20 protein-coding genes are annotated in these 19,578 nt (G+C 71.7%); 8 read left to right on the plus strand and 12 right to left on the minus strand.

What is annotated here, in order from left to right:
- Positions 1-52 precede the first annotated feature (52 nt).
- Both LIU39_RS00835 and LIU39_RS00840 read right to left on the minus strand, forming a co-directional pair.
- On the minus strand, positions 53-1,087 hold the full coding sequence (locus tag LIU39_RS00835; RefSeq protein ID WP_227043419.1) for an acyl-CoA dehydrogenase family protein: 1,035 nt from the start codon (positions 1,085-1,087) through the stop codon (positions 53-55).
- Between the two features lie 52 nt (positions 1,088-1,139).
- A complete protein-coding gene (locus LIU39_RS00840; RefSeq protein WP_227043421.1) occupies positions 1,140-2,309 on the minus strand; it encodes an acyl-CoA dehydrogenase family protein in 1,170 nt (389 codons plus the stop codon).
- A 108-nt stretch (positions 2,310-2,417) separates the two neighbouring features.
- On the opposite strand from LIU39_RS00840, the gene LIU39_RS00845 reads away from it, so the two are divergent.
- The 3 genes from LIU39_RS00845 (at position 2,418) to LIU39_RS00855 (ending at position 5,110) form a co-directional block, all read left to right on the plus strand.
- The gene (locus LIU39_RS00845; RefSeq protein WP_227043423.1) at positions 2,418-3,212 is read left to right on the plus strand and encodes an SDR family oxidoreductase; all 795 of its coding nucleotides are present in this window, start codon (positions 2,418-2,420) and stop codon (positions 3,210-3,212) included.
- A 119-nt stretch (positions 3,213-3,331) separates the two neighbouring features.
- A complete protein-coding gene (locus LIU39_RS00850) occupies positions 3,332-3,919 on the plus strand; it encodes a TetR/AcrR family transcriptional regulator (protein WP_227043659.1) in 588 nt (195 codons plus the stop codon).
- A gap of 33 nt (positions 3,920-3,952) precedes the next feature.
- Positions 3,953-5,110, plus strand: coding sequence for an acetyl-CoA C-acetyltransferase (locus LIU39_RS00855; protein WP_227043424.1), 1,158 nt, complete (start codon positions 3,953-3,955; stop codon positions 5,108-5,110).
- Positions 5,111-5,170: 60 nt separating this feature from the next.
- On the opposite strand, the gene LIU39_RS00860 is transcribed toward LIU39_RS00855, so the two are convergent.
- The 5 genes from LIU39_RS00860 to LIU39_RS00880 all read right to left on the minus strand — a co-directional run bounded on the left by LIU39_RS00860 (position 5,171) and on the right by LIU39_RS00880 (position 9,391).
- The gene (locus tag LIU39_RS00860) at positions 5,171-5,482 is read right to left on the minus strand and encodes a hypothetical protein (protein ID WP_227043426.1); all 312 of its coding nucleotides are present in this window, start codon (positions 5,480-5,482) and stop codon (positions 5,171-5,173) included.
- A gap of 96 nt (positions 5,483-5,578) precedes the next feature.
- The gene (locus LIU39_RS00865; protein ID WP_227043661.1) at positions 5,579-6,670 is read right to left on the minus strand and encodes an NAD(P)H-dependent flavin oxidoreductase; all 1,092 of its coding nucleotides are present in this window, start codon (positions 6,668-6,670) and stop codon (positions 5,579-5,581) included.
- Between the two features lie 77 nt (positions 6,671-6,747).
- Entirely contained in the window at positions 6,748-7,605 is an 858-nt protein-coding gene (locus LIU39_RS00870; protein WP_227043429.1) for a CoA-transferase subunit beta, read from the minus strand.
- A gap of 2 nt (positions 7,606-7,607) precedes the next feature.
- On the minus strand, positions 7,608-8,492 hold the full coding sequence (locus LIU39_RS00875; RefSeq protein WP_372463757.1) for a CoA transferase subunit A: 885 nt from the start codon (positions 8,490-8,492) through the stop codon (positions 7,608-7,610).
- The gene (locus LIU39_RS00880) at positions 8,489-9,391 is read right to left on the minus strand and encodes an enoyl-CoA hydratase family protein (RefSeq protein WP_227043431.1); all 903 of its coding nucleotides are present in this window, start codon (positions 9,389-9,391) and stop codon (positions 8,489-8,491) included. The genes LIU39_RS00875 and LIU39_RS00880 overlap by 4 nt, the downstream gene beginning before the upstream one ends.
- Positions 9,392-9,480: 89 nt before the next feature.
- Here LIU39_RS00880 and LIU39_RS00885 point away from each other — a divergent pair, with 89 nt between their 5' ends.
- The 3 genes from LIU39_RS00885 (at position 9,481) to LIU39_RS00895 (ending at position 11,849) form a co-directional block, all read left to right on the plus strand.
- Positions 9,481-10,272 (plus strand): SDR family oxidoreductase, encoded by a 792-nt coding sequence (locus LIU39_RS00885; protein ID WP_227043433.1) that lies wholly within the window; start codon positions 9,481-9,483, stop codon positions 10,270-10,272.
- Between the two features lie 90 nt (positions 10,273-10,362).
- The gene (locus LIU39_RS00890) at positions 10,363-11,316 is read left to right on the plus strand and encodes an SDR family oxidoreductase (protein WP_227043436.1); all 954 of its coding nucleotides are present in this window, start codon (positions 10,363-10,365) and stop codon (positions 11,314-11,316) included.
- Between the two features lie 107 nt (positions 11,317-11,423).
- On the plus strand, positions 11,424-11,849 hold the full coding sequence (locus LIU39_RS00895; RefSeq protein ID WP_227043439.1) for an SRPBCC family protein: 426 nt from the start codon (positions 11,424-11,426) through the stop codon (positions 11,847-11,849).
- Between the two features lie 241 nt (positions 11,850-12,090).
- Here the strand turns inward: LIU39_RS00895 and LIU39_RS00900 are convergent, their stop codons facing one another.
- From LIU39_RS00900 to LIU39_RS00910, 3 genes are read right to left on the minus strand one after another with little or no spacing between them, the layout of a single operon-like run.
- A complete protein-coding gene (locus LIU39_RS00900) occupies positions 12,091-12,894 on the minus strand; it encodes a DeoR/GlpR family DNA-binding transcription regulator (protein WP_227043441.1) in 804 nt (267 codons plus the stop codon).
- A gap of 39 nt (positions 12,895-12,933) precedes the next feature.
- The gene (locus LIU39_RS00905) at positions 12,934-13,815 is read right to left on the minus strand and encodes a class II fructose-bisphosphate aldolase (protein WP_227043443.1); all 882 of its coding nucleotides are present in this window, start codon (positions 13,813-13,815) and stop codon (positions 12,934-12,936) included.
- Between the two features lie 50 nt (positions 13,816-13,865).
- Positions 13,866-14,771: an SIS domain-containing protein gene (locus tag LIU39_RS00910; RefSeq protein ID WP_227043445.1), complete on the minus strand. Its 906-nt coding sequence runs from the start codon at positions 14,769-14,771 to the stop codon at positions 13,866-13,868.
- Between the two features lie 273 nt (positions 14,772-15,044).
- Here LIU39_RS00910 and LIU39_RS00915 point away from each other — a divergent pair, with 273 nt between their 5' ends.
- On the plus strand, positions 15,045-16,520 hold the full coding sequence (locus LIU39_RS00915; RefSeq protein ID WP_227043446.1) for a sugar porter family MFS transporter: 1,476 nt from the start codon (positions 15,045-15,047) through the stop codon (positions 16,518-16,520).
- A gap of 104 nt (positions 16,521-16,624) precedes the next feature.
- On the opposite strand, the gene LIU39_RS00920 is transcribed toward LIU39_RS00915, so the two are convergent.
- Both LIU39_RS00920 and LIU39_RS00925 read right to left on the minus strand, forming a co-directional pair.
- The gene (locus LIU39_RS00920) at positions 16,625-16,924 is read right to left on the minus strand and encodes a YciI family protein (protein WP_227043448.1); all 300 of its coding nucleotides are present in this window, start codon (positions 16,922-16,924) and stop codon (positions 16,625-16,627) included.
- A gap of 100 nt (positions 16,925-17,024) precedes the next feature.
- Positions 17,025-18,446, minus strand: a complete 1,422-nt coding sequence (locus tag LIU39_RS00925; protein ID WP_372463767.1) for an amidase — start codon at positions 18,444-18,446, stop codon at positions 17,025-17,027.
- Positions 18,447-18,809: 363 nt separating this feature from the next.
- Here LIU39_RS00925 and LIU39_RS00930 point away from each other — a divergent pair, with 363 nt between their 5' ends.
- Positions 18,810-19,556: an endonuclease V gene (locus tag LIU39_RS00930; protein WP_227043451.1), complete on the plus strand. Its 747-nt coding sequence runs from the start codon at positions 18,810-18,812 to the stop codon at positions 19,554-19,556.
- Positions 19,557-19,578: the final 22 nt, after the last annotated feature.

A 19,578-nucleotide genomic window follows, 5' to 3' on the forward strand; every position in this document is an offset into this window, starting at 1 on the left:
GCGTCCTCGTCGGTCTGGCATGCTTTCCCATGCTTAAACGTTAACAGGTGTTTTACCTGTAAAAAGAATCGGCTGCGGCGGGCACCTCTCCGTCCGTCGCCGCGAGGACCCGGGCCCGGCAGGCCGACGGCGTGCCCCAGGCCGACCGCAGCGCCCGCGCCTTGCGGATCCACAGGGACAGGTCCAGCTCCTCCGTGTAGCCGACCGCGCCGTGCAGCTGGAGCGCGGCCCGCGCCGCCCCGTACGCCGCCTCGCCCGCGGCGGCCTTCGCCGCGGCCACGTCGCGCGTCGCCGTCCCGTCCGCGGCCCGCGCCAGCGCCACCGCCCCCGCGAACACCAGGGGCCGGGCGAACTCCAGGGCCAGCAGCGCATCGGACAGCCGGTGCTTGACCGCCTGGAACGAGCCGACCGGCACGCCGAACTGGATGCGCTGCCGTACGTAATCCACCGTGTCGGCGAGCAGGCGGCAGCCGGTGCCCAGGGCCTGGGCCGCGGTCAGCAGGGCCGCCGCATCGGCTGCCGCGGCGGCGGCCGCCGCGACCCCGGGGCCGTGCGCCAGCAGCGCGCCGTCATCGGCGGGCCGGGCGAGGCGCCGCGCCGGGTCGAGCGACGGCTGGACGGTGCCATGGCCCGCCGGGCGCCGCAGTTGGTCGCCGGACACCGCCAGCGTCACGTCGGCCACGTCGGCGTCGAGGGCGTACGGACCGTGCGCCGCATCCGCGTACGAGGCGAGGGCGGAGCCCGACGCGATGCCCGGCAGCCACGACGCGGCCGGCTCCGGGCCGTCGAGCCGATCCAGCAGGACGGCCGCCGCGACCGTCTCCACCGCCGGTCCCGGAACCGCGTAGCGGCCCAACTCCATGAACGCCACGGCCAGTTCGATGGGAAGGAAGCCCACTCCGCCGTGTTCCTCCGGTACCGCGAGCGCGAACACCCCTGTTCCGGCGAGCCGTTGCCACAGTTTCCGGCCGGGTCCGGCGTCGCCGTCCGCCCAGGCGCGGACCGCGGCCGCGGTGTCCGCGGCCCCCAGCAGCCGCCCCAGCGTGCGCCCGAACTCGCGCTGCTCGTCGTTGAGAAGAAATGCCATCCGATGCCGGTCCCTTCCCTTGCGTGGTCGTGCGGTGGCGGCGGTGCGGGCCCTACCGCCGTCCCTTGGGCAGTCCCAGCAGCCGTTCGGCGATGATGTCGCGCTGGATCTCGTTGGTGCCCGCGTAGACGGGGCCGGCCAGGGCGAAGGTCCAGCCGTCGGCCCAACTGCCGTGCGCGGGGGCCTCGGTCGCGGTGTCGGCGAGTTCGCCCTCGGCGCCGAGCAGATCGAGCGCGGTCTCGTGGAGCGCGATGTCCAGTTCGGACCAGAAGATCTTGTTGAGGCTCGACTCGGCGCCGAGATCCTCGCCCGCCGCGAGCCGCGCCGCGTGGGCGCGGGTGAACAGGTGGTAGGCGCGGGCCCCGATGACGAGGTCGGCGACGCGGTCGCGCAGCGCCGTGTCGGACGGGTCGGCGCGGCGGTTCCACAGGGCGACGAGGCGGTCGGCGGCCGCGGTGAAGCGGCCGGGGCTGCGCAGCGTCAGCCCGCGCTCGTTGCCCGCCGTGCTCATGGCCACCCGCCAGCCCTGCCCCGGCTCGCCGATCACGTCCTCGTCGGGGACGAACACCCCGTCCAGGAACAGCTCGGCGAAGGCGGGCTTGCCGTCCAGCCGCCCGATGGGCCGTACGGTCAGGCCGGGCGCCGTGAGATCGAACATCAGGTACGTCAGGCCGCGGTGCGGGCGGTCCGCCTCCGGGTGGCTGCGGAACAGGCCGAACGCGCGGTCGGCGAAGGCGGCCCGCGAGGACCAGGTCTTCTGCCCGCTCAGCAGCCAGCCGCCGTCGGTGCGCACCGCGGTGGACCGCAGCGAGGCCAGGTCCGAACCGGCCTCGGGCTCCGACCACGCCTGCGCCCAGACCACCGTGCCGCCCGCCATCGGCGGCAGGACACGGGCGAGTTGGGCTTCGGTGCCGTGCGCGAAGAGGGTCGGCGCGAGCAGGCTGATGCCGTTCTGGCCGACCCGTCCCGGGGCCCCGGCCGCGTAGTACTCCTCCTCGAAGAGCAGCCAGCGGGCGAGCGAGGCGTCCCGGCCGCCGTACTCCGCCGGCCAGGAGACCACCGACCACCGGTCGGCCGCCAGTGTGCGTTCCCACTCCCGGTGGGCCGCGAAGCCCTCCGCGGTCTCCAGGGACGGCAGGGGGGCGGCCGGTACGTGCGCGGCGAGCCAGGCGCGGGCCGTCCGCCTGAACTCCTCGTCCTCCGGGGTGTGTTCGAGATCCATCGGCGGGCGGCCTCTCTGCTGATCGGCTCCTGGAGGCGCGGTCGCCGGTGGGGTCCGGCGCGGCACCGAGTGTTCCCTAACAAGTGTTTGGTAGGTTAGCGTACGGCCATGACGACCGAGAAGCCTTCGTATGTGCCGGGGCACGGACTGCTGGCCGGCCGGACGGCCGTCGTCACCGCAGCGGCCGGTGCCGGAATCGGCGGCGCCACCGCCCGCAAACTGCTGGAAGAGGGCGCGGACGTCCTCATCTCCGACACCCACACGCGCCGCCTCGCGGAGTCGGCCGACCGGCTCGCCGCGGAGTTCGGCGCCGCCCACGTCACCGCCGAGCCCTGCGACGTCACCGACGAGGCACAGGTCGGCGCGCTCTTCGCACGGGCCGAAGAGCGGCACGGCCGGCTCGACATCGTCGTCAACAACGCCGGACTCGGCGGCACAGCCGACCTCGTCGACATGACCGACGCGCAGTGGGACACCGTCCTCGACACCACCCTGAACGGCACCTTCCGCTGCACCAGGGCCGCCCTGCGCCGGATGCGGGACCACCCCGGCACACCTGGAGGCGCCATCGTCAACAACGCCTCCGTCGTCGGCTGGCGCGCCCAGCGCGGCCAGGCCCACTACGCGGCGGCCAAGGCCGGCGTGATGGCGCTGACCCGCTGCGCCGCCGTGGAAGCAGCCGCCTACGGAGTCCGGGTCAACGCGGTCTCGCCGAGCCTCGCCATGCACCCGCACCTCGCGAAGGTGACCACCGACACCCTGCTCGCCGAACTGACCGCCCGCGAGGCGTTCGGCCGCTACGCGGAACCCTGGGAGGTCGCCAACGTCATCGTCTTCCTCGCCAGCGACTACGCGTCGTACATGACCGGCGAGGTCGTCCCGGTCAGCAGCCAGCACGCCTGAGCCGGCGATGACCTCATGCGCCAGTACGCCGGCCAGGGACCGGGAGCGACAATGGGCAGGTGTCCACCGCCAAGAAGTCAGCCGCGAAGAGCCCGGCTGCCAAGAAGAAGACGACGACCGTGAGTGCGTCGCCCGAGCGCCGCCGCGAACTGCTGCACACCGCCGCCGAGGTCTTCGCCGCCCACGGCTACAACGCCACCACCGTCCGCCGCATCGCGGACGAGGCCGGCATCCTCGCCGGCAGCCTCTACTACCACTTCGACTCCAAGGAATCGATGGTGGACGAGATCCTGTCCACCTTCCTGAACGAACTGTGGGACGGCTACGACGCGGTACTGGCCGCCGGCCACGCCCCCAGGAAGACCCTGGAGGCCCTGGTCACCGAATCCTTCCGGGAGATCGACCGGCACCGCGCCGCGGTCGCCATCTACCAGAAGGAGTCCCGGCACCTCGCCGCCCAGCCCCGCTTCGGCTATCTCACCGACTCCCAGCAGAAGTTCGAGAAAGCCTGGCTCGGCACGCTGGAGCGGGGCGTCGCCGACGGCAGCTTCCGCACCGACCTCGACATCCGGCTCACCTACCGCTTCGTCCGCGACACCGTCTGGGTGGCGGCGAGCTGGTACCGGCCGGACGGACACCACAGCCCGGAGGAGATCGCCCGCCAGTACCTCTCGATGGTCCTGGACGGCATCGCCCTGCGGGACTGACCTGACCCGCTCACGCGAAGGAGCCTGATCGCCATGGCCGTGGCCTACATCGTCGACGCGCTGCGCACCCCGGTCGGCAAACGCAACGGCGGGCTGGCCGCCGTCCACCCCGCCGATCTCGGCGCCCACGTCCTGGCGGCACTGATGGACCGGACCGGCCTGGACCCGGCAGCCGTCGACGACGTCGTCATGGGCTGCCTGGACACCGTGGGCCCGCAGGCCGGCGACATCGCCCGGACCAGCTGGCTGGCAGCCGGGCTCCCCGAAGAGGTGCCCGGTGTCACCGTCGACCGCCAGTGCGGCTCCTCGCAGCAGGCCGTGCACTTCGCCGCGCAGGCCGTACTCTCCGGCACCCAGGACCTCGTCGTCGCGGCCGGTACCCAGAACATGTCGATGATCCCGATCGCCTTCGCCAGCCGGCAGGCCGCCGTACCGCTCGGCCTCACCGAAGGCCCGTTCGCGGGCAGCGCGGGCTGGCGGGCACGCTACGGCGACCTGCCAGTGAACCAGTTCCACGGCGCCGAACTCATCGCCGAGAAATGGGACATCTCCCGCCCCGCCATGGAGGAGTTCGCACTCCGCTCCCACCGACGCGCCCTGCACGCCGTCGACGAGGGCCGCTTCACCCGCGAGATCGTGCCGTACGGGGACGTCGCCGTGGACGAGGGGCCGCGGCGCGACACCTCGCTGGAGAAGATGGCCGGGCTGAAGCCGGTGGTCGACGGCGGACGGCTGACCGCCGCCGTCTCCTCCCAGGTCTCCGACGGCGCCGCGGCGATGCTGCTGGCGAGCGAGCGCGCACTGCGCGAGCACGGGCTGACGCCGCGCGCCCGCATCCACCACCTGTCGGTACGTGGCGATGACCCGATCCGGATGCTCACCGCGCCCATCCCGGCCACCGCCCACGCGCTGAAGAAGACCGGCCTCACGCTCGACGCCATCGACCTCGTCGAGATCAACGAGGCGTTCGCGCCGGTCGTGCTGGCCTGGCTGAAGGAGACCGGCGCCGACCCCGCCAAGGTCAACGTCAACGGCGGAGCCATCGCCCTCGGCCATCCGCTCGGCGCGACCGGCGTCAGACTCATGACGACCCTGCTGCACGAGCTGGAGCGGACCGGCGGCCGCTACGGCCTCCAGACCATGTGCGAGGGCGGCGGCCAGGCGAACGTCACGGTGATCGAGCGGCTGTGAGCCGCGGGGAGCGCCGGCCGGCAGCGGAGCCCCGCCCGGCCGGCGCCTCCCGTCAGCCGCTCAGCACTGCGCGTTCTTGACGTACAGCGCCCGAGGCGCGCGCACCGTCGTGTAGGACACGTCCTTCGTCACGCCCTTGGAGAGCCGCCCGCGCGGGTCGGCGTGATGCGGCACGACGATGACGTAGCAGGCCGGGCGGCGGGTGCACAGATTCGTCAGCCGCACCGCGCGCTGCTCGCCCTTGGTGAAGAACTTCCGCACCTTGACGCACTGTGCAGGCGGCCCGGCGGCCGCCGCCTGCGACGCCGTCGAAAGGGTCAGTGAAGCGCTGCATGCCACCACGGCCAACGCCGTGGCCAGGAACTTCCGCATATGTGGATCTCTCCCCCCAGTGGACAATTCCCCCTGCGAAGCCCGCAGCGGTCTTCGCACGTACATTCTCCATTCTCCACAGGTACCCGCCAGGAATCAGCACCGCCCGTCGGACGTCCTCGGGAAAGCGGCCATACCCGCAGGTGGCACGGGCAGCCGCCGCAGCGTCGCACCCGCCTCCGCCATGATCCGCTCCACCAGTTCCGCGCACGACGGCAGATCCCCGATCAGTCCGGCCACCTGCCCCGAGGCCATCACCCCCAGATCCGGCCGGCCCTCCACCATCGCCGCGCGGAGCATCATCGGCGTGTTCGCGGCCAGCAGCACCTGGCTCCAGCTCAGCCCCTTGCCGCGCCGCAGGGCCAGCCCGTCGCGCGCCAGCTGCGACCAGCGCAGCCCCGAGCGCTTGCGGAAGGCCGCCGCATGCCGCACGGCCCGCAGCAGCGCGGCCGTCCGCCCGGACCGTTCGAGGGCGGTGACCAGATCGGTGCGCAGCATCCGGTGCGGCAGCCCGTCCACCTTCGTCGTGACGGTGACGTCGCGGACCGACGCCGCCAGGTAGCGCGCCTTGACCGCGTCCGGCACGGTGCTGTCCGACGTCAGCAGAAACCGCGTCCCCATGGCCACCCCGCACGCACCGAGCGCCAGCGCGGCCACCAGGCCCCGGCCGTCGTGGAACCCGCCCGCGGCGATCACCGGAATGTCCACCGCGTCCACGACCTGCGGCAACAGCACCGTCGTCGCCACCTCGCCGGTGTGCCCGCCGCCCTCGCCGCCCTGGACCAGGACGGCGTCCGCGCCCCAGGCGGCGACCTTCTCGGCATGCCGCCGCGCCCCGACGGAAGGGATCACCAGCACACCGGCGTCCTTGAGGCGGGCGATCAGTTCACGCGACGGCGCGAGCGCGAACGACGCGACCCGCACCCCCTCCTCGATGATGATCCGCACCCGCTCCGCCGCGTCCCCGGCATCCGCCCGCAGATTCACCCCGAACGGCGCCCGGGTACGCGCGTGCACCTCGCGCACCGCGGCCCGCAGCTCCGGCACGGTCATCGTCGCCGACGCCAGGATCCCCAGCGCCCCGGCGTTCGCGGTCGCCGACACCAGCCGCGGCCCGGCCACCCAGCCCATACCGGTCTGGACGACGGGATGCCGCACCCCCACCAGATCGGTCAGGGCGGTACGCAGCACCGGCGGGCCATCGGCCGGGGAGGCACGCCGCACCGGCGGACCGCCTTCGTCCTCTTCCCGCTGCCGCCCGGCCGTCACGTCCGCACCTCGCCCTCGCGCAGCCCGTGCGGGTCGATCACCTCACGGATCAGCCGCAGCTCACCGGCCGTCGGCTCCCGCGTCGCGGGCACGCCGGGCGGTACGGCCAGCGCGAAGCCGGTCGCCGCGCGGACCTGCTCGACGGTCACGCCGGGGTGCAGGGAGCGCACCCGCATCGTCCGGCCGGGCGTGGCGAAGTCGAACACCCCCAGATCGCTGATGACTTCGGGTATCCGGTGGAAACGGGCCGCGGCGGGCCCGGCCGCGGCCGCCCGGTCGTAGCCGACCCCGCAGACCATGTCGACCTGTTCCACGAAGGACCTGGGGGAGTGCCGCGGCACCCAGTAACTCGTCGGATTGTTCACGGTGTTGGCAGGGGCACCGCGAGCGCCGAGCAGCTGCCGGGCGGGCCGGGACCAGTCGCCGATGCAGGAGATGTTCTGGTTCCCGAAACGGTCGATCTGGCTCGCGCCCATCATGACGTGCCGGCGGCCCGTGGCCACCAGGGCGAGATGCCCGCGATAGGGCAGCCACCCCTCCGTCACCTCCGCCCGCGCCCCGAGCGCCGGCACATCGCCGATCAGCAGCGCCTCCCCGTCCGTGAGCAGCAGATCGGGCGAGAAGGTCAGCCGCGCCAGCCGCGCCCCGATGGACGGTACGGTCCCCATCGGGCTGGCAAGGACCTCGCCGGCGTCCCGCCACGCCTCCGCGCAGGCCAGCACGCAGTACTCGGCACGGGTGGGCGCCCCGTCAGTCACGGCACGCGGCCCGGCGCGCCCGCCGGCGCCCTGCCGCTGCGGACCCGCGCCCGCCGGCTCCGCCGCGCCCGTCCGCGTCGCATCCGTCTCCGCCATGGTCACGCCCCCTTCCGCTCGTGCTGCCCGGTGCGGCCGTGGAAGGCGGCGACCGCGTCCTGGTACTCCTGCTCGTCGCCGGAGAGGAAGCGCGCGGCGAACTCCGCCCACCGCGCCGGATCCGCCGCCGCCGTCGCGTACGCCTTCTGGAAGGTCTCGTCCCGGCCGTAGTCCGGCTCGCAGGCGGTGAAGTGCGCGCCGTTCGGGGCCTCCACCACGCCCTGCACGAACGGCCGCTTGACCAGCAGCGTCTGCGGCCCGCCCGCCGCCGTCAGCTCGGCACTGTCCACGATCCGCTCGCAGGAGAGATACGCGGCGTCCGCCGCCTCGCAGAACAGGTCGTCGAAATACGGATCGGGCCCCAGGTACTGCCCGTTGCCCCTGGCGTCCGCGCGGTGCAGATGCACCAGTGCCGCATCGAGCCGCAGCGCGGGCGCGGCCACCAGCTCCTCGCCGTCCGGATACGGCGAAGTGACCGTACGGAGGCCGGGGTTGACGCGCAGCAGGTCCGAGCCGAGCCCGGCCCGCACCGGCAGGAAGGGCAACCGCTGACCGGCCGCGGTCAGCCCCCACATGAACATCGCCTCGTCCAGTTCCGTGAAGTCGATGCTGCCGTTCTGGCGCGCGGCACGGAAATGCGGCTCCAGGGGGATCGAGTCGAGCGTCGCGAACGGGGCGATGACGCGCCGCAGTTTGCCGGCGGCCGCGAGCAGACCGACATCGGGCCCGCCGTACGAGACCAGCGTCAGCTCCCGCAGCTCGGACCGCAGCACCGCACGGACCAGTGCCATCGGCTTCCGCCGCGACCCCCAGCCGCCGATCCCGATCGTCATGCCGCTGGCCAGCCGCCCGACGGCCGCATCGGCGCTCATGGTCTTGTCGCTCAACGGGGCTCCTTCGGTGGGGTGGACGGGGGGACGGCTGGTGGGACGGGTGGGGGACGCGTTTCGGTAGGCGCGGTGTTCTCGGGGGCTTTGGTGCCTGCGTGGGGGCCGGGACCGGGGTCGGCCCCCACGGGGCCCGGGTCTCCGCGCCTGCCCATGAACGCGTCGCGATGCCGGTCGGCGATCCCGCTGAGGTTCGCCTCGAAGGTGAAGCCCTGCTCGAAGCGGTAGCTGCGGCGCACATCGACCGGATCGATACCGTTGATGGCGGCCTTCGCCAGCCGGATCAGGGAGCCGTCCTTCGCCGCGATCTCCCCGGCGAGCGCCAGCGCCGCGTCCCGCACCTGCGCACGCGGCACCACGTCCCACACCGAGCCGTGCCGCCGCAGCTCCTGGGAGGTGACGGTGCGTGAGGTGTAGTAGAGCGTGCGCATCAGGTGCGGCGGCACGAGCCGGGCGAGATGGGTGGCGGCTCCCAGCGCGCCACGGTCCAGCTCCGGCAGCCCGAACGTCGCGTCGTCGCTCGCCACGATCGCGTCCGCGTTGCCCACCAGGCCGATCCCGCCGCCCAGGCAGTACCCCGCCACCGCGGCGACCACCGGCACCTCGCAGTCATAGACCGCGGCGAACGCTTCGTAGCAGCCCCGGTTGGCACCGATCAGCGCGGCATGTCCCTCGGTCCGCTGCATCTCCTTGATGTCGACACCGGCATTGAACCCCCGCCCCGCCGCGGCGAGCACCACACACCGGATGCCCGGATCCCGGCCGGCGTCCCGAACCGCATCGGCCAGGTCGTACCAGCCCTGTACGGGAAGGGCGTTGACCGGCGGGAAGTCCACCGTGACCAGTGCGATACCGCGGCCGCCCGGCGGAGCGCCGGGGCGGGAGGTGGAGACACCCATCAGCAGATCAGCTACCTTTCCACCAAACGTTTGTTAGGTGCTGTTGAATGAGAAGGTAGCAGCGCGACGCGCGCTGCGGGAGGTGGCGCATGGCGCTCAGCATCGATCTGACGGGCCGCGTTGCGGTCGTCACGGGCGGCACACGCGGGGTCGGCGCGGGCATCAGCACGGCACTGCTGGCCGCGGGCGCCCAGGTCGTCACCTGCGCCCGCAGGCCACCCGACCGGCCTCTGGAGGCGGACGGACGCACCGCGCTCTTCCGTCAACTCGACCTGCGCGACCCCGAAGCGGTCACCGCCTTCTTCCGCCGCGTCCGACGCGAACACGGCCGCCTGGACATCCTCGTCAACAACGCCGGCGGCACGCCGTACCGCCTCCTCGCCGACTCCAGCCCCCAACAAGCCGCACGCGTAGTGGAGTTGAACCTCGTCGCGCCTCTGACGGCCTCCCTCGCCGCCTACGAGGTGATGGCCGCCCAGCCGTCCGGCGGCTCGATCATCATGATCGGAAGCGTCAGCGCCACCCGCCCCTCGCCCGGCACCGCCGCCTACGGCGCCGCCAAGGCCGGCCTCGACAGCCTCGCCCGCTCCATGGCCGTCGAATGGGCCCCGAAGATCCGCGTCAACACCCTCACCCTCGGCATGGTCCACACCGAACTGACCTCCCTCCACTACGGAGACGAGTCCGGCGTCGCCGCCGTCGGCCGCACCGTCCCTCTCGGACGGCTCGCCACCCCGTCCGAGGCCGGCGAGGCATGCGCCTTTCTCGCCTCCGACCTCTCGTCCTACGTCAGTGGCGCCGCCCTGCTCCTCCACGGTGGCGGCGAACGCCCCGCCTTCCTGGCAGCCGCCCACCCGGCCCCGAACCCGCCGACGCACTGAACGCCCGCCTGCGAGCAGGTCACTCCTGCCCCCCTCGAACCTCGCCCACCTCACTCCCTGCCACTCCAACTCCCCTCAAGGAGAGCCGAGATGCCTGATGTGCCCGAGAAGTCCGGAATCTGTGAAGGTCGCGTCGTCATCGTCACGGGTGCGGGACGCGGCCTCGGCCGTGCACATGCCCGCGCTTTCGCCGCGGAGGGCGCCCGCGTCGTCGTCAACGACCTCGGCGTCGGTCTCGACGGCGCTGGCGACGCCCTCGATCACGGCAGCCCCACCTCCGGCAGCCCCGCCGAGGAAGTGGCCGCGGACATCCGCGCGGCGGGCGGCGAAGCCGTCGCGCACGGCGGGGACATCGCGACCAGCGCGGGAGCCGCCTCACTCGTCGCCACCGCCCTGGACACATACGGCCGCCTGGACACCCTCGTCAACAACGCGGGATTCCTGCGCGACCGGATGCTGGTCAACCTGGACGAGGACGCATGGGACGCGGTGCTGCGTGTCCACCTCAAGGGCCACTTCCTTCCCCTGAAACACGCAGCGGCACACTGGCGTGCCGAGGCCAAGCACGGCCGGATGCCGCAGGCCCGGGTCATCAACACCACCTCCGGTGCCGGACTTTCGGGAAGCGTCGGACAGGGCAACTACTCGGCGGCCAAGGCCGGCATCCTCGGCCTGACTCTGGTCTCCGCCGCAGAACTGGGCCGCTACGGCGTCCAGGTCAATGCCATCGCACCCGCCGCCCGCACCCGTATGACGGAGCAGACCTTCGCCGACACCATGGCCGCCCCATCCGACGGGGCCTTCGACGCCATGGCCCCGGAGAACGTTTCCCCCCTGGTGGTCTGGCTGGGCTCGGCCGCATCGGAAGGCGTGACGGGCCGGGTCTTCGCGGCGGAAGCCGGCCGCATCACCGTCATGGAGGGGTGGCGCCCAGGCCCGGCCACCGACAAGTCCGCCCGCTGGACGCCATCCGAGGCCGGCGAGACCGCCCGCCAACTCCTCGCCGCCTCTGAACCGCCGCAGCCTGTCTACGGAGCGCGGTAGTGATGGCGGGGAGGGGAGCGGGCGGTGGGGTGGCGTCCGGGGAGGGCGGGGGTATGGAGACGCTGGACGAGTAGGCGGAGACGACAGAGACAGGACCTGGTGAACCCATGCGCACCCTCATCCGCACCACCGTGCTGCCCGCGGCCCCCGACACGGTCTGGCACACGATAGGCCGCTTCGACGGCCTCCCCGACTGGCATCCGCACGTCCCCCCTCTGGTCATCGAAAACGGAGCCGACCCCGAAACCCCCGGCGCCGTGAGGGCGTTCATGCTCAATGGCACAGTCGTCGCCCGCGAGCGCCTGCTCGCCCTGGATCACGTCGCCCGCGTGTACCGCTACACCGTGCTCGATCCCTTCCTCCCGATTTCCGACTACGAAGCAACCCTCACGGCCCTGCCGCACGCCATCGGAACCGAGGTCCGCTGGACCGCCACCTATCGCAGCGACGACGAGGCCGTATCCCAGGTCGAGGAACTCTTCGGGGACGCGGTCTACGCCACCGGCCTGACGTCCCTACGAGCACGCTTCTGAACGGCGGCACAATCCCGGGCCGCCCCAGCGGTCGTGTTCCGACAGGCATGCCCCGACAGTGGCGACCGGCAGTCAAGGGCGCCGACGGGGCACGTCCTCGTCAGCGGTCCCAGTGTGGTGATCCAGGCGCGGCGGCCCGAGCACGGTGGCCAAAGCGCAGGTGCGAGTGTGGGTGCGCGCTCTCCTCTCGTGTGGGTGGCCGGGGGTGGCCGGGGGCCGAGGTGTCCGATGGGTGGCGGGGTCAGACCGTGACACCAGGGCGGGCCGCTACCACCCGCAGGCCGCGGTCGGTGAACTCGCGGCGAGTGGCTTCCGTCGCGCCGCTGTCCGTGATCAGGGTGTCGAACACGTCCGCACCGCCGATCCGGGCGAAGCAGCGCTCACCGATCTTCGATGAGTCCACGACGATCACCGCACGCCGCGCCCGCTCCGCCATGAGGCGATTGACCCTGGCCTCGGCCTCGTCGTGCACCGTGGCACCCATGATCGGGTCCATGCCGTTGGCGCCGATGAAGGCGATGTCGACGGAGATCTGCTGGAGCACCAACTCGCTGAACGGGCCGACCAGTTCGAAGGATCGCGAGTGCGCCACCCCGCCGGTGAGCACGATCTTGATCTGCGGCCGCACGGCCAGCTCATTCGCGATGTTGAGGGAGTTGGTGACGATCGTCAGATGCGGCTGGGGGCCCGCCTCCGCGAATTCGGGACGCGTGGCCAGCACCCGCGCGATGGCCGTGGTGGTGGTGCCACCGCTGAGCCCGACCACATCGCCACGCTCGACCAGCTTCGCCGCTGCCTGCGCCACTGCCTCCTTCTCCTCGGACCGGTGCGCGTGCTTGTACCGGATCGGCAGGTCGTACGCCACCGAGCTGAGCACCGCCCCGCCCCGGGTGCGGGTCAGCAGTTGCTGCTCGGCGAGGGCGTCCATGTCGCGCCGCATCGTGGCGGCCGAGACCTCCAGCGCGGTTGCCGCCTCCTCGACCTCCACCCGGCCTCTTTCGCCGAGCAGCTCGAGCAGTGCGTTCATCCGTTCATGGCGCTTCATGCGGCGAGCCTAGCCGGGCCGTGACGGGGGCTCCTCCTCTCACCCCCGGACCGGTGCCTGGGCCGCGTACCGGTCGGGAGCCGCTATCGGGGTGCGCAGTACCTCCAGCAGTCTGGCCGCCTCCTGGGCCACCGCCTCCCGTGCCGGCTTGAGGTACTTGCGGGAGTCGACGAGCGCGGGATCCGCACCCAAAACATCCCGGACGGAGCGGGTGAAGACCGACACCAGGTGCGTCGAGATATTGATCTTCGTCATGCCTGCCGCGATGGCGCGCTGCAGTTCCTCGTCCGGCACGCCGGACGAGCCGTGCAGCACCAGCGGCACCGGAAGTGCCGCCTGCAATCGGCCGATCAGCTCCTTGTCCAGTACCGTCGTGCGTTCGTGCATCGCGTGGGAGGAGCCGACGGCCACGGCGAGCGCATCGACCCCCGTCGCGTCGATGAAGGCCAACGCCTCGTCCGGATCGGTGCGGGTGCCCGGCGCGTGGACACCGTCCTTGCCGCCGACCTTGCCGAGTTCCGCCTCGACGAAGGACCCGCGTTCATGGCACCAGGCGGTGAGCGCGGCGGTGGTGGCGACGTTCTCGTCGTAGGGGAACGCCGAGGCGTCCACCATGAACGAACTCACCCCGGCCGCGGCGCCCTGCCGGACCAGCTCCGCGTCGGTGATGTGGTCCAGGTGCACCGCGATGGGGGCGCTGGAGTCTTCTGCGAGGGCGAGGGTGGCACGGGTGATCGGTCGCAGGCTGCCGTGGTACCGGATGCAGTTCTCGCTGATCTGGAGGATCAGCGGGGCGTTGGCGCGCTCGGCTGCGGTGACCAGCGCCTCGGCGGTTTCCAGGTGGATGACGTTGAAGGCCGCGGCGCCGATGCCGGCCGTACGCGCGCTGTCGATGATCGATGAGGTCGGAACGAGGGACATGGGATCCTGACTCCCTTGCGTACGGGGTGACTTGAGTCGGGTGGGGTGGGCTAGCGGGCCGCCGGAATCCCGAGCATCACGGAACGGGTCAGGCTGCGCGGGCTGTCCGGGTTCAAGCCGCGGGCGCGGGCCCGCTCCAGGGCCACCCGCTGCACCAGCACCAGGTCGGCCAGCGGATCGCGGTCGTGGCGTACGAAGTGCGCCCCGGTCCTGGCCACATCCGCCTCCAAGCCCTCGGGAGCCTCGCCGAACAACCAGGTCACGCGGCCGGGGGCGGCTATCGCGATCGGGCCGTGGCGGTATTCCATCGCCGGATAGGACTCCGTCCAACTCTGCGAGGCTTCCCGCATCTTGAGGGCCGCCTCGTTGGCCAGCCCGAAGGTCCAGCCCGTACCGAGGAACGAGAACTGTTCCGCGTCGACCCATTCCTGTGCGACCGGCGCGGCGAGGGCTTCCCGCGCGTCGCGCACCGCGGCGGAGACGTCCTCGCCGAGGTGTGCGCGCAGCAGCGTCAGCGCGGTGGTCGCGAAGCGGGTCTGGACCACGGACTGCTCGTCCGCGAACGGCAGCGCGACCGTCGCGTCGGAGAGGCCCACCGCCGGTGTCCCGGGATCGCCGATGATCGTCACCGTCGGGATGCGGCCCTTCACCGCTTCCAGGATGCGCAGAACCTCGGTCGTGGTGCCGGATCGGGTGATCGCCACCACCGCGTCGTATCCGCGCTCGCTGCCGAGAAATGCCTCCGAGGCGGCAAAGGGATCGGTCACGCCCGCGCCGGCTCTCTCGCGCAAGGCGGCGTACGCCTGCGCCATGAACCACGACGTGCCGCATCCGACGACGGCCACGCGCTGTCCGGGTTCGGGCAGCGGGCCGCCCGCGGCTCCGATCCGCGCGGCTTCCTGCCAGGTCTCCGGCTGACTGCGCAGCTCCTGCTCCATGTATGAGGTCTCGCTCATGGCCACCCTCTCGTGAATGCCGCCGTGATGCGCAAAGATGCATTTTCGTGTTCCGTTGCAAGCAACTGTACGCAAGATCTTGGATCGCTTCCATACCTCGTAAGGGTGGCTGCAGCAGAGGGGAGGGCCGCCGGTTCCCTCGACTGGCCCTCTGAGGGCGGCAGGTGAAGGGGATATCGCAGTAGCCTGAGTCTGTTGACACTTGCGCGAAACGGCGCCAATACTTGCATGATCAGTCATGAGCAGGCCGCCCCGCCGCACAAAGGACTCATCATGTCCACTGCAACGCTCTCCGAGACGCCTCCACCATCACCCGCCAATGCGCGCCGAACCGGCCGTCTCTTCGCGCTGACGGGAGCCGTCGTCGGTGTCATCTATGGCTACGACTCCGGCAGCATCTCCGGCGCCCTGGTGTTCCTCAGCGAGGACTTCCATCTCACCGCGGCCGAAAAGGGCCTGGTCAACAGCATCTTGGTGTTCGGCAGCATCATTGGCGCGCTGATCGGCGGCAAGCTCGCCGACGCCCTGGGCCGCAAGACCGCGATGCTGATCGTCGCGAGTTCCTACGCCGTGTTCGTCGCACTGTCCGCCGTCTCGCCCAACGTCATCGTGCTCGACGCCGTCCGCCTGCTGCTCGGGGTCGCCATCGGCATCTCGATCGTCGCCGCACCGCTCTACATAGCCGAGTCGACGCCTGCGCGCATACGCGGCGCGTCCGTGGCTGCGTACCAGGTCGCCACGGTCGCCGGCATCGCCATCACCTACTTCGTCAACTGGGGCCTGTCCGGCGGCGGCCACTGGCGCTGGATGCTCGGCATAGCGGCGCTTCCCGCTGCGCTGGTGATGATCCCGCTGTGGCGGCTGCCCGATACGCCCCGGTGGTATGTGCTCAAGGGCGACACGGAGCGCGCGATCGAGGTCATGGCGACGACCGACCCGGGTGTGGATCCGCGCGCAGAGGTGGCGGCGGTGAGCGCCGCGCTCGCGGAGGAGAGCGGCGGATCGGTGGGCTCACTGCTGCGCAGGCCGTACGTCCGCGCCACGCTCTTCGTCCTCGGACTGGGTTTCTTCTGCCAGATCACCGGCATCAACGCCGTGACTTACTACAGTCCGCAGATCTTCGAGGAGATGGGGTTCACCGGCAACGGCCTGAACTTCCTGCTTCCCTCGTTCGTGCAGCTCGCGTCGCTGGCCGCGACCGTGCTCGCCATTCTCATCATCGACCGAATAGGACGCCGGGTGGTGCTGCTGTCCGGCATCGGCACGATGGTCGTCATGCTGGCCGTGCTCGCCACCGTCTTCGGCATGGGTGACCTGCACGGCGACATGATCTGGGTGGGCTTCGGCGCGATCCTGCTGTTCACGGCCGCCTTCAACTTCGGCTTCGGATCGTTGATCTGGGTCTACGCGAGCGAGGCGTTCCCGGCGCAGCTGCGTTCCACAGGCGCTTCGGCGATGCTCACCGCCGATCTCATCGCCAACCTGCTGATCGCGCAGTTCTTCCCGTCCGTGATGGCCTGGGCGGGGGCCGGCTGGACGTTTGCGGGCCTCGGTGTCCTGGCGCTCGGGGCGCTGGTCTTCGCGTCGATCACCGCGCCGGAGACCAAGGGGCGGCAGCTGGAGGAGATCCAGGGGTACTGGAGCAACGGCGGCCGCTGGCCCACGCCGGCGCCCGATGAGGGCCCCATGGCGAAGAAGGCCCCGGAAGCGGCCGCACCGGAGGCTGCCGCTCCGGAGACGGCTCCGTAACGACGGCCCAGGGACGGGGTGGACGCGGCAGGCGCATGGACAGCGGCCCGTCGCGGCCGCGCCTCCAGGAGGAGTGGCCGGTCGCGGGCCGCACAGGTGGCGCTTCAGGAAGACCGCTGCTCCCGGAGGCGCTCCAGTTCCGGTGCCGTGGTCGTCGCCACGAACTCGACGATGCGGTAGTCGCAGACGCCGGCGAGGGTGAACGGGTCCTCGGCCACGAGCCGTTCGACCGCCGGGCGGTCCATGCCGGCGGCGAGGATGACGCCGCCGTCGCGCGGTACCTTGCGGCCGGCGGCGATGAAGTGCCCGGCGTCGTACTGCTCTTGCAGCCACTCCACGTGGTCGGCCAACGCGGCTTCGACGCGTTCGATGGGGGCGGTGTAGGTCAGCTCAAGTACGAACATGAAGGAAATATAGAGGAGCCCCCCGGGTGCTGCCGATGTGGCCTCCTGCGGTGAAGACGCAGGCCGGGGGCGGTGCGGCGGCGCCCGCCGAGGGCCTGCGTCAGCTCGTCGGCAGGTACGGGCGCCGCCGTCCGTGCCGCGTCGCCTGCTCGTACGCGTGGCCGGCCTGGAGGAGCGCCAGATCCGCCCGGGGAGCGGCGATGATCTGGAGGCCCACGGGAAGCCCCTCAGGTGTGAATCCCGCCGGGACGGAGAGCGCGGGCACCCCGAGGACGGAGATGACGTAAGCGGACCGCATCCAGTCCAGATACGTCCGCGTGGGACGGCCGGCGACCGTCTCCGGGTACTCCAACGCGGCATCGAACGGGACGACTTGACTGACCGGTGCGAGCAGCAGGTCGTAACGGGAGAAGAAGTCGAGGGTATCCAGGTGGAGCCGGCTGCGGATCGCGGTGGCGGTGTTGAGCTCGTCCGTCGTCAGCCGGCGGCCCTCCTCGATGTTCCAGACCAGGCTCGGTTTGAGCGATGCGCGACGGGTGTCGAGCAGGGCGCCGAAGGCCAGGTCGAAGGCGTGCGCCCGCAGGGTCCTGAAGGTCTCGTCGGCGCCGGTGAGGTCGGGGCAGGCGGTGTCCACCTGGCAGCCCAGTTCGGTGAAGACCGCCAACTGGGGCTCCAGGACGGCGAGTACCTCCGGGTCGGCGGGGGCCGTTCCGCCGAGGTCGGGGGTCCAGGCGACGCGCATTCCGCGCAGATCGCGGTCGAGGGGAACCCGGAACGCCTCGCCGGGCGTTTCGAGACTGAGCGGGGAAAGCCGGTCGGGGCCGGCCAGTACGGACAGCAGCAGCGCCGTGTCGGCCACGGTCCGCGCCATCGGCCCGGCCACCGCCAGGGTGTCCCACAGATCGGCGGAGGGATGGGAAGGCACCCGGCCCGGAGTCGGCCGCAGCCCGACGACGTTGCAGAAGGAGGCAGGGTTGCGCAGCGAACCGCCCATGTCGCTGCCGTCGGCGAGCGGTTGCAGTCCGGCGGCGAGTGCGGCGGCCGCACCGCCGCTGCTGCCACCGGCCGAGCGGGAGGTGTCGTACGGATTGCGGGTGATCCCGAACACCGGGTTGAAGGTGTGGGAGCCGGCGGCGAATTCCGGGACGTTGGTCTTGCCGATACGGATGGCCCCGGCCTCCTGCACCCGGCGGACGAGGAGTTCGTCCTGGTCGGGTACGTGCTCGGCGAAGAGGGGCGATCCGTGGGTGGTGCGCATGCCGCGGGTGAGGTGGGTGTCCTTGAACGCGATCGGCAAGCCGTGCAGCGGCGGCACGTCCGCTCCCTGGGCGAGCCGCTGATCCGCGCGGGCCGCATCTGCCAGGGCGCCCTCGGGGTCGAGGGTGACGACGGCGTTGACGGCCGGGTTGACGCACGCGATGCGATCCAGGTGGTCCTGGACCACTTCCCGGGCGGACACCTCCCGGCGGCGCAGCCGGCCCGCGAGGTCGGTGGCGTCGAGCGTGTGCAGTTCGTCGGTCATGACGGCCTCGCGTCGGGTGGGTGCGGGGGCGGGGGAGGGCCTCATCTTGTGATCGCCTGACGGATCCGGTCAATGAGCCGGCAGGGAATGTCGCATTCACGCTTCACGTCCCGTCCGTGCGCGAAATTCCGTCGACCAAGCGCGAGATGAGGGCGGCAAGTTGTCAGCCGGATGTCAGAGGGCCAGGAGCCCTGCCCCCCCGTAACCCTCTCCCACTGTCCCGTCATCGGCCGGGCGCTGACCGTCAAGGAAGGCGCGCGAGACGGGTATCCCGGCGGCGCTCCGCTTGAGTGCCCCGACGGCGAGGTGTGACGGGCATCCGACGGAAGATGCAGGTCACGGGTTCGATAGCGTGGTGTCACCATGGACACTCCCGGAATGCTCTCCTGCGACGACGAACTGCGGAACTGGCCGTCCGGCGAAGCCGAGGCCCGTGCGGTCCAGGACCGGCTGCGGCGCCATGTGCGCCTTGACGAGGCCGGTCCGCCAACGGACTTCGACGGCACCGTCGTGGGTGTCGATGTCGCCTACGACGACGCACGCGATGTCGTCGCAGCGGCGGCCGTGGCACTGGACGCCCGCAGCTTCACCGTCGTCGACGAGGCCACCGCGGTCGGCCGGGTCAGCTTCCCCTACGTCCCCGGGCTGCTCGCCTTCCGTGAGATCCCCACGGTGGTCGAAGCCCTGGCCCGCCTCGCCCGCACACCGGATCTCGTGATCTGTGACGGCTACGGGCGTGCGCACCCGCGTCGTTTCGGGCTCGCCAGCCACCTCGGTGTGCTGACCGGACTGCCCACCATCGGCGTCGCCAAGAACCCCTTCACCTTCCGCTTCGAGGCCCCGGGACCTGAGCGCGGCGCGACCGCTCCGCTCCTGGACGGCCCCGAGGATGCCGCCGAAGAGGTGGGGCGGGCACTGCGCACCCAGGAGAGCGTCAAACCGGTCTTCGTCTCCGTGGGCCATCGCATCGGCCTCGACCGGGCCTGCGCGCACACCCTTCGCCTGGCGCCCGAGTACCGCCTACCGGAGACGACTCGGGCCGCTGACGCGCTGTGCAGGCGGGCACTGGCCGGCATCCGAACGCCGCGGTGGCCGGGAACCGCCCCGTAGGAGAGTGCGGCTCCCGGTGGGC

It is taken from the genome of Streptomyces pinistramenti (assembly GCF_020564935.1).
GTDB lineage: Bacteria > Actinomycetota > Actinomycetes > Streptomycetales > Streptomycetaceae > Streptomyces > Streptomyces pinistramenti.

What these genes read in the sequence shown, in the direction of transcription:
- LIU39_RS00835 (WP_227043419.1), bottom strand. Translation starts at nt 1,087, where the DNA reads ATGGCATTTCTTCTCAACGACGAGCAGCGCGAGTTCGGGCGCACGCTG.
- LIU39_RS00840 (WP_227043421.1), bottom strand. Translation starts at nt 2,309, where the DNA reads ATGGATCTCGAACACACCCCGGAGGACGAGGAGTTCAGGCGGACGGCC.
- LIU39_RS00845 (WP_227043423.1), top strand. Translation starts at nt 2,418, where the DNA reads ATGACGACCGAGAAGCCTTCGTATGTGCCGGGGCACGGACTGCTGGCC.
- LIU39_RS00855 (WP_227043424.1), top strand. Translation starts at nt 3,953, where the DNA reads ATGGCCGTGGCCTACATCGTCGACGCGCTGCGCACCCCGGTCGGCAAA.
- LIU39_RS00860 (WP_227043426.1), bottom strand. Translation starts at nt 5,482, where the DNA reads ATGCGGAAGTTCCTGGCCACGGCGTTGGCCGTGGTGGCATGCAGCGCT.
- LIU39_RS00870 (WP_227043429.1), bottom strand. Translation starts at nt 7,605, where the DNA reads ATGGCGGAGACGGATGCGACGCGGACGGGCGCGGCGGAGCCGGCGGGC.
- LIU39_RS00880 (WP_227043431.1), bottom strand. Translation starts at nt 9,391, where the DNA reads ATGGGTGTCTCCACCTCCCGCCCCGGCGCTCCGCCGGGCGGCCGCGGT.
- LIU39_RS00885 (WP_227043433.1), top strand. Translation starts at nt 9,481, where the DNA reads ATGGCGCTCAGCATCGATCTGACGGGCCGCGTTGCGGTCGTCACGGGC.
- LIU39_RS00890 (WP_227043436.1), top strand. Translation starts at nt 10,363, where the DNA reads ATGCCTGATGTGCCCGAGAAGTCCGGAATCTGTGAAGGTCGCGTCGTC.
- LIU39_RS00895 (WP_227043439.1), top strand. Translation starts at nt 11,424, where the DNA reads ATGCGCACCCTCATCCGCACCACCGTGCTGCCCGCGGCCCCCGACACG.
- LIU39_RS00900 (WP_227043441.1), bottom strand. Translation starts at nt 12,894, where the DNA reads ATGAAGCGCCATGAACGGATGAACGCACTGCTCGAGCTGCTCGGCGAA.
- LIU39_RS00905 (WP_227043443.1), bottom strand. Translation starts at nt 13,815, where the DNA reads ATGTCCCTCGTTCCGACCTCATCGATCATCGACAGCGCGCGTACGGCC.
- LIU39_RS00910 (WP_227043445.1), bottom strand. Translation starts at nt 14,771, where the DNA reads ATGAGCGAGACCTCATACATGGAGCAGGAGCTGCGCAGTCAGCCGGAG.
- LIU39_RS00915 (WP_227043446.1), top strand. Translation starts at nt 15,045, where the DNA reads ATGTCCACTGCAACGCTCTCCGAGACGCCTCCACCATCACCCGCCAAT.
- LIU39_RS00920 (WP_227043448.1), bottom strand. Translation starts at nt 16,924, where the DNA reads ATGTTCGTACTTGAGCTGACCTACACCGCCCCCATCGAACGCGTCGAA.
- LIU39_RS00925 (WP_372463767.1), bottom strand. Translation starts at nt 18,446, where the DNA reads ATGACCGACGAACTGCACACGCTCGACGCCACCGACCTCGCGGGCCGG.
- LIU39_RS00930 (WP_227043451.1), top strand. Translation starts at nt 18,810, where the DNA reads ATGGACACTCCCGGAATGCTCTCCTGCGACGACGAACTGCGGAACTGG.